Here is a 10,747-nt window from a genome sequence, read left to right on the forward strand (position 1 = left end):
TGAAAACGCAGGCGCCGCAAAGCGTGCTGCGCGAAAAAGAAGCGGCCAAGGAAGCCGATGGCAAGCCGGTTGAGCGTTCCTTTGACCTCTATCGGCACGGTGTCGAAATCCGCCTCGAAGGCAGCTATAGCGAGCTTCAGGCCTATCTGGTGCAACTGGAAAAATTGCCGCAACGCCTGCTGTGGGGACCGTTGAGCTATCGCGTGATCGATTACCCGCGGTCGGAAATGACCCTGACCGTTTATACCCTGAGTCCGGACAAGACATGGTTGACCTTATGAGGCTGATTGCGCTCGCCCTGCTTGTTGCCACGACCTCGGCTTTGGCCCAGTCGGCCGATCCGACGCGCCCGCCGGCGGCCTGGCTGGCGCCGGTCGACGACGCCGCCAAGTCCGGTGGCGATGCATCCGGCGGTTTGCGCTTGCAGTCGGTGCTGGTGCGTCAAGGTGGCCGGCCGGTTGCCGTGATCGGCGGCAAGACCGTTGCCCTGGGCGATCGGGTTGGCGGGGCGACGCTGGTTCGCCTGAACGAGCGCGAAGCCGTGTTGCAGGGGGCGGATGGGGTGACCCATCTTTACCTGACGCCCGACGTTGAAAAACAGATGATTGAAACGCCCAAGCCCCGAAAAACGGGGAAAACCGGGCCAGTGAAGGGTCTGCCATGAGCAAGATTTTGATAATCGGATTGTCGACACTGATGCTGAGCGCGTGCAGCAACCAGCATACGCGCCGGGCTGAGGCTTTCGAGCGGGCCGACCAGGAACTGGGGGCGGCCGCGGCGAGCAAGGCAAACAGGCCGCAGGGCGACGTCGTCGGCCAGGCCATGGTGCCGCCGCTGCAACTCGATCAGCCGGTGGCCGCCAAGCCGGAGCCGCGCTTCAACCTGGCCGTGAACAATGCGCCGGTGGCCCAGGTGTTGAATGCCCTGGTCTCCGGCACCCGGTACAGCATGCTGTTCCCGCCCGAATTGTCGGGCACGGTCAGTCTCAACCTGAAGAGTACGACGGTGCGCGAGGCGCTTGAGACGCTGCGCGAAGTCTATGGCTATGATTACCGGATGCAGGGCACCCGAATCTATGTTCAGCCCAATACCATCCAGACGCGTATTTTCAAGATCAATTATCTGGCCAATCGCCGTCAGGGCATGAGCGAGATGCGGGTGACAGGTAGTTCGCCGACTACTTCCACCCCGACGACGACTAGCGGGGCATCGAGTGGGGCCGGCAGCGTTCCGGCCGGAAGCACGGGGGGCCAGCCGCAGCGGGGTAACGACAGTGCGCGGGTGCAGACCACCTCGGACTACGACTTCTGGAAGGATCTCGGCTCGGCACTCAATTCCATCGTTGGTACCCAGGAAGGGCGCAATGTCATCGTCAATGCCGGGTCGGGGGTCGTGCTCGTCAAGGCATCCCCCATCGAGCTACGCTCGGTCGATGAGTATCTGAAAGCAACGCAGCTGGTGGTTGAACGCCAGGTCATGTTGGAAGCCAAGATCATTGAGGTCTCGCTCAATGACTCGTATCAGACCGGTATCAACTGGAGCAAATTTGGCGGTCTGCTCGGTGGCAAGGTGGCCTTCGGTACCCTGGCGCCGGGGGCGGCATTGAGTGGCTCGGCGACTCTGGGCGGCTCGGCGACTGGCGTTACCGCCGGTACGGTGGTCGGCGCGGCGCCCGGGACAAACGGTTCTATTGATACGACTGCGGCCGGTCGCGGCTTCTTCGGCCTGGCTTTCCAGTCGCAGAATTTTGCTGCGCTGCTCTCCTTCCTCGAAGGGCAGGGTGATGTCCAGGTACTGTCCAGCCCGCGTATCGCGACGACCAATAACCAGAAGGCCGTACTCAAGGTCGGTACCGATGATTTCTTCGTGACCGGTATCAGCACCAACACGACGACCAGTGCGGCCGGCAATGTCGTGACGCCGAACATCACGTTGCAGCCATTTTTCTCCGGCATCGCGCTCGACGTGACGCCGCAGATCGATGACGAGGGCAACATTATTTTGCATGTTCATCCCTCGGTCAGTGTGGTCGAGGAAAAGGTCAAGAATGTCAATCTCGGCGATCTCGGCACCTTTACGCTGCCGCTGGCCTCGAGCAGCATCAACGAAACCGACAGCATCGTCCGCGTTCAGGATGGCAGCATCGTCGCCATCGGCGGTCTGATGAAACAGGAGCAGAACACCAGCCGTTATGGCCTGCCGGGCGTCAGCGGGTTGCCGGGCATGGGCGCGCTGTTCGGTCAGAAAAGCGTGTCGAACAACAAGCGCGAACTGGTCATTTTGATGCGGTCAACGGTGATTCGCGACGAAAATTCGTGGCGCAATGCCTCGGCCGAGGTGCAGGAGCGTATCCAGGGGCTGGACCCGCGCCAGCCGCGCCATCTCGAATGGCAATAAACGGTAACAGGCAGCCTTGTATCTCGACCATTTCGGCCTGAGCGAGCTGCCTTTCGGCATCACGCCGGACACCAGCTACACGGTCATCACGCGCAGCCATCAGGAGGCGTTGAATACGCTGCTCGTCGCGCTGGGTAGCGGCGAAGGCTTCATCAAGATTACCGGCGAAGTCGGCACCGGCAAGACGCTGCTCTGCCGCCGCTTGCTGCAAGCGTTGCCCGAGGGCTGCGTGTCCGCCTACCTGCCCAATCCCTATCTGGCGCCGCGCACCTTGCAACTGGCGCTGGCCGAGGAGTTGGGGCTGGCGGTGAGCGCCGACAGCGACGACTATCATCTGCTGCAAAGCATCAACCGGGCACTGCTCGACCATGCGGCGGCGGATCGTCAGGTGGTGGTCTGCATCGACGAGGCGCAGGCCATGCCGCTCGAAACGCTGGAGTCGCTGCGCCTGCTCTCGAATCTGGAGACCGAGAAACGCAAGTTGCTGCAGATTGTCCTCTTCGGCCAGCCGGAACTCGACCGCAAGCTGGCTGAGCCGTCGGTTCGCCAGTTGTTGCAGCGCATTGCCTTCCATTACCGGATCGGTGGGCTGGCCCGTGACGAGGTCGCCAATTATCTGGCGCATCGCCTGCGCGTCGCCGGCTATCGTGGTGAGGATGTCTTTGGGCCGCGCGCCGTGCGCTGCCTGCACAAGGCCAGCCGCGGCACGCCGCGTTTGCTCAATATTCTGGCCCACAAGTCGCTGCTCGCCGTTTTCGGCGAGGGCAAACATGCCGTGCGCGCCGGCCATGTTCGCCGGGCGGCGGCCGATACCGAAGGCGCGGCGGCGGCCGGATGGTGGTGAGATGAGCCTGATCAACGACATGCTGCGCAACATCGAGGCCAAGCGCCCTGACGATCCGGCCCGGCAAAACCTGCAACGCGAAATCCGTGCCCTGCCGGCGGCGCCGGGGCGTGTCGGGGGCTGGCTGATGGCCCTGGTGATCGTTGCCGTGCCTACGCTTGGGGCGGCGGTGCTGCACGCCAACGGGGTTCTGTTGCCCTGGCTCGGCATCCGTGTCGAGCCGCCAGCGATTGCCGCGCCCCCGGGGGCGCTGCCGGTTGCTACGGTCGACGTGAAAAAAGAGCCGATTTTGGATAGCGAACTGCGTCTGGCCTCGAACCTGGCCGTTCTCCCCCTGCCGGCCGCGCCGGTGCTGGGCGTCCCCGACCCCATCGCGCCGATGCCGCCTGTCGCGCTAGCCAATGCCGAGGCGGCGGCTGCAGCACCGGCGCCTCCGCTGGCGGCGCCGGTCGGGCCGGTCAGGATCGAGAAAAGTCCCGTTCTGGCAACGCCGCGCGATCGTGCCGATGCGGAATATCGGCGAGCTGAAAATGCCTTGGCTGGAGGGCACGGTGCCGAGGCTATCGACGCACTGAAGGCGGCACTCAAACAGGATCCGGGCTACGTCCAGGTGCGTCAGATGTTGCTCCGCCAGTTGCTGGAAATGCGCCGGATCGCAGAGGCGATGACGGTGCTGCAGGAAGGCCTCGACCATCAGCCGGCCCAGACCGGCTGGGCGATGTCGCTGGCCCGCCTGCAACTGGAGCAGAACGACCTTGGCGCGGCCGATCGCACGCTGAGCAAAGCGCAGATCTATGCCGAGGCGAGCGCCGACTACGCCGGTTTTCAGGGGCATCTAAAATCGCGCCTGGGGGCCAGTCGCGCGGCGGTGACGCATTACCAGCGGGCGACGCGTCTGGCACCCAACGAGGGGCGCTGGTGGCTCGGGCTGGGCCTGGCGCTGGAGGCCGACGGGCACGTAGCTGAGGCGAAGGAATCGCTGCGCCGGGCCGTGGCGACGGGAACCTTGTCCGTTGAATTGTCGGCGGTGGCCGAGCAGCATTTGCGCTGATACCTGGCGCTGACCATCGCTCTATCTTTCATTTGTTTATTTGCCAAGAAGACCCACTACCATGACCCTGCACGAAAGCCCCGTCGTCTACGGAACCGAAGACATCCTGCGCAGCCTGTGCAATTCGGTGACCAAGGTATTGACCATCGCCACCCAGAGCCAGATTCATTATTCCGGCATGGTCCAGCGCATCACCAAAACCTGCCTCAAGCCGGACATTGGCTGCTTCGTGCTGTTCGATGGCGGTTTTTCCGGGCTGGTCGTCACCAACTTCTCGGCGGCGGCGGCGATGGAGCTTTACGAGAGCTACATGCTGAGCATGGGCATGGCCAAGGACGAGCTGGCCAGTTCGCATACCTCGGACGAGGTGGCGAACGTCATGGGCGAACTGATGAACCAGATCGTCGGCGATTTCACCGGCAAGGTGGCGCGCGAGCTGCAGACGCACATCACGCAGAACCAGCCGAAGATGTTGGCCCTGACCAAGCAGGTCATGCTCAGCGTCGATACCAATCTCGACAAGCCGGAAGCCCGCCGGGTGACCTTCTTCACCGGCCGCAACAACATTTTTTATCTGGAATTGGCGATCGACCGTACCGAGTTCATCAAGCTCAACGACTTCGAGAGCGAAGAGGCCGATCCGGATGCGCTGATCGAGCAGGCCAATGCAGCGAGCGCTTGCGCCGTCCCGTCGAAAGGCGTCGACGCCAGCGAGCAGGACGACTTCCTCAAATCGCTCGGGATGTAGCCAGCGGCGAGGGTGGGCCGGCGATTCCTACGACCATAGAAACAACGGCTGGCCCTAGGGTCAACCGGAAATTTTGCCCATTTTTGAAAGCTTTGCCAGCTGCCGGTCGTGCCAGCCGGAAAGCAGGGCAATCGCCGTGCTCGACCCGATCAGCGCCATGAACATGTCCGATTGCGTATCCCACGGGTCGCCCTGGGTGCCGAGGAACTCGTCGGCGCCTTGGCCCATGGCCAGCGCTGCAGCCCACTCGATGAGCTCGTAACTGGCACTGATCGCCATCGCAATGCAGATGCACACAAGGCCGGTCATCCGGCGGCCGACGACGTAACCGCCGCGGATCAGGATTTCACGGGCGACCATGGCCGGGACTAAGCCCTGCAGCAAATGACCGATCTTATCGTAGGGGTTGCGCACCGTGCCGAGCAGATCCTGCAGCCAGAAACCGAGCGGCACGCGGGCGTAGGTATAGGCCCCGCCGGCAATTAGGACCAGCGCATGGATGGCGATCAACACGGTGAGCAGCGTCGTCAGCGGATAGCTTTGGCGCGTGGCGATCATGAGCGGCAGGGCGATCAAGACCGGCGCCACTTCCATCATCCAGGTCGCCCGGTCGAAGGGGGCGATGCCGGAAATGACCAGCGCCGCGATGACGACGGCGGCCAGCGTGGCATTCAGCGCGTTCCGGCTGTCCACGTCAGCCCTCGTTGCGGATCAGGTCGAGCAACTCGGCGCCGTAATGCTCGATCTTGGCGCTACCCATGCCGGTGATGCCGGCCAGCATGCCGTGGCTGGTCGGGCGGACTTCGGCCAGCTCGCGCAACGTCTTGTCATGCAGGATGACGTAGGCCGGCACGGCTTGCTCCTTGGCCGTATCGCTGCGCCAGGCGCGCAGCAACTGGAACAGCATCTCGTCAGCCGCCGACAGTTCGCTGTGCACCAACGTGCTGCTGCTGCGTGAAGACGACGATGAGGTGGCCTTGCGCTTGGCCGGCCGGCGCAGTTGCACCTGGCGCTGGCCCTTGAGCACTTCGCGGGCAGCATCGGTCAGTTGCAGCGCGCCGTGTTCGGCCATGTCGACATGGACCAGCCCGGCCGCCGCCAGTTGGCGGAAAACGCTCTTCCAGGCATGGTCGTCGAGGTCGGCGCCGACGCCGAAAGTCGGCAGCTGGTCGTGGTGCCACTGCTTGATCTTGTCGGTCGCCTTGCCGCGCAGCACATCGGTCAAATGCGTGACGCCGAAGCGCATGCCGGTGCGGAAGATGGCCGACAGCGCTTTTTGCGCCGCCAGCGTGCCGTCCCACAGTTCCGGCGGCTCGCTGCAGACGTCGCAGTTGCCGCAGGGCTCGCGCTCTTCGGCGAAATAGTTGAGCAGCACCTGACGCCGGCAGCGCGGCGCTTCGCAGTAGGAAAGCAGGGCGTTCAAGCGTTGCGATTCGAGAATTTTCTGGCCTTCGCCGGCGCCCGATTCGGCAATGCGTGCGTGTTGCAGCGCGACGTCCTGCATGCCGTAGGCCATCCACGCCTCGGCCGGTTCGCCATCGCGGCCGGCGCGGCCCGTTTCCTGATAGTAGGCTTCGATGCTTTTCGGCAGGTCGAGGTGGGCGACGAAACGCACGTCCGGCTTGTCGATGCCCATGCCGAAGGCGATCGTCGCGCACATGACCAGCCCTTCCTCGCGCAGGAAGCGGCGCTGGTTGGCGGCGCGCGTCGGGGCGGGTAGGCCGGCGTGGTAGGGCAGGGCGGGGTAGCCCTGGGCCGACAGCCATTCGGCCGTTTCCTCGACCTTCTTGCGCGACAGGCAATAAACGATGCCGGCCTGGCCCTGGCGCCCGGTCAGGAAGCCAAGCAACTGCTTCTTGGCGTTGTCCTTCTCGACGACGGTATAGCGGATATTCGGGCGGTCGAAACTCGACAGGAAAACACGCGCTTCGGTCAGGCCGAGGCGGACCAGCATTTCGTTTTGCGTCGCCTTGTCAGCGGTGGCGGTCAGCGCGATGCGCGGGACCTTCGGGTAGCGTTCGTGCAGCGTCGACAGTTGTAGGTATTCCGGCCGGAAATCGTGGCCCCATTGCGACACGCAGTGGGCTTCGTCGATGGCGAACAGGGCCAGCTTGCCGGCTTCGTAGAGCGCATCAATCATCGACAGCGTGCGGTCGATGAGCAGGCGCTCGGGGGCGATATAAACGAGGTCGATCTGGCCGGCGAACATCTGCTGCTCGATGGCCTGCGCCTCGCGCCAGTCGAGCGTCGAATTGAGGCAGGCAGCCTTGACGCCCAGCTGGGTCAGGGCATCGACCTGATCCTGCATGAGCGCGATGAGCGGCGAGACGACGATGGCGCAACCCGGGCGGAGCAGGGCGGGAATCTGGTAGCACAGGCTCTTGCCGCCGCCGGTCGGCATGAGGACGAGCGCATCGCCGCCGTTGCCGATGTGGTCGATGATTTCGGCCTGGGCGCCGCGGAAAGCCGGGTAGCCGAAGACGTCGCGCAGGATGGCGAGGGCGGTGGTTTCCACGGTCAACCGGAAATTGGGGTCAAAATTGAAATGTTCATACGATGGCTTCGCGGCTCAGCGTCTCGCCATCCCAGACCAGTGCTTCGCCGCGCGCTTCATGCCAGTCGGAAAGGACCCAGCGTTCGACATGGATGCCATCGACGATATGGTCGTGTTTCTCCGGCCGGTGGGTATGACCGTGGATGAAGGTGGCGTAGCCGTGGTCGCGCAGGAAATCGTCGGTGGCCGGACCGTTGAGGTCGGCATAGACGTAGTTCTCGGTGCGCTTGCGCCGGGCGCTGCGCCAGCGGATGTAACGGCCGAGCAGGCTGCGCAGGAATCGCGGTTTGGCGCGCATCGTGCGCTGCCATTCCGGGTCGCGCACCTTGGCGCGATAGGCCATGTAGGCATGGTCGTCGATGCACAGAGCGTCGCCGTGCGAGAGCACGAAGGACCACTCGGGCAGGACCAGCAAATAGGGGTCGGGCAGCAGCGTCATGCCGGCGGCCGCGGTGAATTGCTCGCCGATGGCGAAGTCGCGGTTGCCATGCATGAAGCCAATCTTCAGTCCGGAATCGCTGGCAGCGCGCAGGGCGGCAGTGATCTGCGCGGCATACGGATCGTCGATGTCGTCGCCGACCCACACTTCGAACAGGTCACCGAGGATGTACAGCGCCTCGGCCTGGCGGGCGCGGCCGGCCAGAAAGCTCAGGAACAAATGCGTCGCCCCGGGTGACCGGGGCGACAGGTGCAGATCAGAAATGAAGAAGATCAAACGATCTCGGCCTTCTCAATGATCACGTCTTCAGCCGGAACGTCCTGATGGAAACCCTTGTTGCCGGTCTTGACGGCGCGGATCTTATCGACGACATCGAGGCCTTCGACGATTTCGCCGAACACGCAGTAGCCCCAGCCCTGGCCGGACGGCGACTTGAAGTCGAGGAAATCGTTATCGACGGTGTTGATGAAGAACTGGGCGGTGGCCGAATGCGGGTCGTTGGTACGGGCCATGGCAACGGTGCCGCGCTTGTTCTTGAGGCCATTGGCGGCCTCGTTCTCGATCGGTGCCTGGCAGGCCTTCTGGCCCATGCCCGGCTCCATGCCGCCGCCCTGGATCATGAAGTTCTTGATGACGCGGTGGAAGATGGTGCCGTTGTAGTGGCCGGCTTCAACGTAGGCGATGAAGTTGGCAACGGTCTTCGGGGCCTTCTCAGCATTCAGTTCGAGCGTGATGTCGCCGTGGTTGGTGGTGAGCTTGATTTTGGACATTGGGGATCCTTATTTGTCGGAGATGATTTTGACGTTCTGGATGACGACCGGGGTCGTCGGAACGTTTTCGTAATAGCCAGCGTTGCCGGTCGGCACCTTGGCAATCTTGTCGACGACGTCCATGCCCTGGGTGACCTTGCCGAAGACGGCATAGCCCCAGCCGCGCGGGTCGCCGGTGGTCTTGTGATTGAGGAAATCGTTGTTCTTGAGATTGACGAAGAACTGGACGCGGGCCGAATGCGGGTCCGATGTACGGGCCATGGCCACCGTGCCGCGATCATTGGCCAGACCATTGGTCGCCTCGTTCTTCAAGGCCGGAGTCAGCACCTTCTTCTCTTCCATGGCCATGCTGAAACCGCCGCCCTGAATCATGAAACCATCGATGACGCGGTGGAAAATGGTCGATTCGTAGAAACCGTGCTTGGCGTTGTAGAGGAACATTTCGACGGTTTTCGGGGCTTTGTCGGGGAATAGTTCAAGCGTGAATTTACCCAGATTGGTCGTCATTTCGACGGTCGGGGCGGCCCACACGGCGAGCGAGACGAGCAAGCCGGCGGCGAGAACGGATATTTTTTTCAACATCAGGCACTTCCTTCGTAAATGATTTTCCACTGACCGCCTTCGCGCAGCCAGTACTGGCGCTTTTTCATCTGGTTGTTGAGGTTGTTGCTGCGGTAATCCTGGTCAAAGGTCACGACGACGACTTCTTCCTTGCCCGGGTTGCGGAATACGGAGAGATTGTCGATCTTGAGCTTGATCCATTCCTTGCCGGCATTGACCTGCTTTTTCTGGGCGGAAAACTCGGCGAAATCCTGCTCGCCGGACTTGAAGCGCGGCGAGTAATGCTTCAGATAGCGCGCGGTGTCGCGGCTTTCCCAGTCGGCGCGCCAGGCGTCGATCGACTTGTTGAGTTCGCTGCGTTCCTTGGCCCAGTCGTCGAGCGACAGCCATTCGACCGAGTTGCTGATGATCACCGGCGTCAGGCCAACCTGCAGGTTTTTGGCGACGACGTCGAGATCCTGGTTGGTCAGCACGACGCAGCCGTCAGAGGCGCGCGGCGGCCGGGAAAAGGTGTCGGACGGCGTGCCGTGCAGCCAGATGCCGCTGCCGCCACGGCCCTGACGCTTGTCCCATTCGTTGGGGTAATTGAGCGGGAAGGCACCGTTGCCATAGAGATCGGCCAGCTTCTGGCGGGGCAGGTTGGCGGTGACGTGATAAACGCCAACCGGGGTTTTCTTGTCGCCCTCGGCCAGTTTCTCCGCGCCCAGCTTGCCCTGGGTGACATAGTAGTCAGCGACGAAGCGGGGCCGGCCGCCGTTCTTGAGATCGTTTTCGTACAGGTAGAGGCGCGACCGCTGGGTGTCGACGACGATGGCGAAGCGCTGGTCCGGTCGCATCTGCAACAGGTAGCGCGGCACGAAATCGGCCGGTGGCTTTTCGCGATAGGCAGCCAGACGGGCAATGGCTTCGGCGCGCAGATCGGCCACCTTGTCGGCTGGGGCATCGGTCAAGGCGCCAAAGGTGTTGATCGGTTGCTTGCGGGCGAGTAGCAGGTCGCCCTTGATGAGGTTGGCCAACCGGTAGTTCGGGTGCTGACGCAGCAGGTTTTCGGTTAGTTGGAGGGCATTGCTCAGGCGATTGCCTTCGATTTCGGCAAATATGCGCGTCAAGGCTTCTTCCGGACCGGAGTCGGAAACAGTCTGGGGAAGGGTCGAACCCTGGCTGGATGCCTCGGGTGTTGTCCGCGCCAAGGCAATCGCCGAGAGTTCGTTGATGGTGACGGGGATAGTCGCCGGCTTGTCCTTAAGCCGGGCTGCTGCACCGGCGGCCAGGGCGACCGCCAGTCCGGACAAAACTAATTTACGGCCTAATTTCACCGGGCGTTTTCGTCCTTGATCAGCCACTTGCTACCGGCCCGAACGAAAACGAGTGTCTTGGTCGTCG

Annotated in this window: 11 protein-coding genes and 1 pseudogene; 6 read left to right on the forward strand and 6 right to left on the reverse strand. The window is 62.8% G+C overall.

The genetic code is table 11. From position 1 onward, the window contains the following. The 6 genes and pseudogenes from ADADOO_RS13605 to ADADOO_RS13630 form a co-directional block, all read left to right on the forward strand. Positions 1-281, forward strand: a pseudogene (locus tag ADADOO_RS13605) (hypothetical protein); the annotation flags it as partial. Beyond that, positions 266-664, forward strand: a complete 399-nt coding sequence (locus ADADOO_RS13610; RefSeq protein ID WP_511278043.1) for a hypothetical protein — start codon at positions 266-268, stop codon at positions 662-664. The pseudogene ADADOO_RS13605 and the gene ADADOO_RS13610, both read left to right, overlap by 16 nt. Further along, entirely contained in the window at positions 661-2,397 is a 1,737-nt protein-coding gene (gene mshL, locus ADADOO_RS13615; RefSeq protein ID WP_511278044.1) for a pilus (MSHA type) biogenesis protein MshL, read from the forward strand. The genes ADADOO_RS13610 and mshL overlap by 4 nt, the downstream gene beginning before the upstream one ends. 16 nt (positions 2,398-2,413) lie before the next feature. Beyond that, complete coding sequence (locus tag ADADOO_RS13620; RefSeq protein WP_511278045.1) at positions 2,414-3,241, forward strand: ExeA family protein; 828 nt, start codon at positions 2,414-2,416, stop codon at positions 3,239-3,241. Position 3,242: 1 nt separating this feature from the next. Continuing rightward, entirely contained in the window at positions 3,243-4,292 is a 1,050-nt protein-coding gene (locus ADADOO_RS13625) for a tetratricopeptide repeat protein (protein ID WP_511278046.1), read from the forward strand. Between the two features lie 61 nt (positions 4,293-4,353). After that, a complete protein-coding gene (locus ADADOO_RS13630) occupies positions 4,354-5,040 on the forward strand; it encodes a DUF3334 family protein (protein WP_511278047.1) in 687 nt (228 codons plus the stop codon). A gap of 60 nt (positions 5,041-5,100) precedes the next feature. Here the strand turns inward: ADADOO_RS13630 and ADADOO_RS13635 are convergent, their stop codons facing one another. From ADADOO_RS13635 to ADADOO_RS13660, 6 genes are read right to left on the reverse strand one after another with little or no spacing between them, the layout of a single operon-like run. Next, positions 5,101-5,733, reverse strand: a complete 633-nt coding sequence (locus tag ADADOO_RS13635) for a DUF2238 domain-containing protein (RefSeq protein ID WP_511278048.1) — start codon at positions 5,731-5,733, stop codon at positions 5,101-5,103. A 1-nt stretch (position 5,734) separates the two neighbouring features. Continuing rightward, positions 5,735-7,555 (reverse strand): DNA helicase RecQ, encoded by a 1,821-nt coding sequence (recQ, locus tag ADADOO_RS13640; protein ID WP_511278049.1) that lies wholly within the window; start codon positions 7,553-7,555, stop codon positions 5,735-5,737. 34 nt (positions 7,556-7,589) lie between these two features. Next, a complete protein-coding gene (locus tag ADADOO_RS13645) occupies positions 7,590-8,309 on the reverse strand; it encodes a UDP-2,3-diacylglucosamine diphosphatase (RefSeq protein WP_511278050.1) in 720 nt (239 codons plus the stop codon). Then, complete coding sequence (locus tag ADADOO_RS13650) at positions 8,306-8,803, reverse strand: peptidylprolyl isomerase (protein ID WP_511278051.1); 498 nt, start codon at positions 8,801-8,803, stop codon at positions 8,306-8,308. Before ADADOO_RS13650 ends, ADADOO_RS13645 begins: the two co-directional genes overlap by 4 nt. Positions 8,804-8,812: 9 nt before the next feature. Next, the gene (locus ADADOO_RS13655; RefSeq protein WP_511278052.1) at positions 8,813-9,385 is read right to left on the reverse strand and encodes a peptidylprolyl isomerase; all 573 of its coding nucleotides are present in this window, start codon (positions 9,383-9,385) and stop codon (positions 8,813-8,815) included. Beyond that, positions 9,385-10,680: a L,D-transpeptidase family protein gene (locus ADADOO_RS13660; RefSeq protein WP_511278053.1), complete on the reverse strand. Its 1,296-nt coding sequence runs from the start codon at positions 10,678-10,680 to the stop codon at positions 9,385-9,387. Before ADADOO_RS13660 ends, ADADOO_RS13655 begins: the two co-directional genes overlap by 1 nt. Between the last annotated feature and the right edge of the window lie 67 nt (positions 10,681-10,747).

The organism is Azonexus sp. (assembly GCF_036170495.1).
Lineage (GTDB): Bacteria > Pseudomonadota > Gammaproteobacteria > Burkholderiales > Rhodocyclaceae > Azonexus.

Excerpts from the sequence above, each read along its gene's own strand:
- ADADOO_RS13610 (WP_511278043.1), top strand. The coding sequence starts at position 266 with ATGGTTGACCTTATGAGGCTGATTGCGCTCGCCCTGCTTGTTGCCACG.
- mshL (WP_511278044.1), top strand. The coding sequence starts at position 661 with ATGAGCAAGATTTTGATAATCGGATTGTCGACACTGATGCTGAGCGCG.
- ADADOO_RS13625 (WP_511278046.1), top strand. The coding sequence starts at position 3,243 with ATGAGCCTGATCAACGACATGCTGCGCAACATCGAGGCCAAGCGCCCT.
- ADADOO_RS13630 (WP_511278047.1), top strand. The coding sequence starts at position 4,354 with ATGACCCTGCACGAAAGCCCCGTCGTCTACGGAACCGAAGACATCCTG.
- ADADOO_RS13650 (WP_511278051.1), bottom strand. The coding sequence starts at position 8,803 with ATGTCCAAAATCAAGCTCACCACCAACCACGGCGACATCACGCTCGAA.
- ADADOO_RS13655 (WP_511278052.1), bottom strand. The coding sequence starts at position 9,385 with ATGTTGAAAAAAATATCCGTTCTCGCCGCCGGCTTGCTCGTCTCGCTC.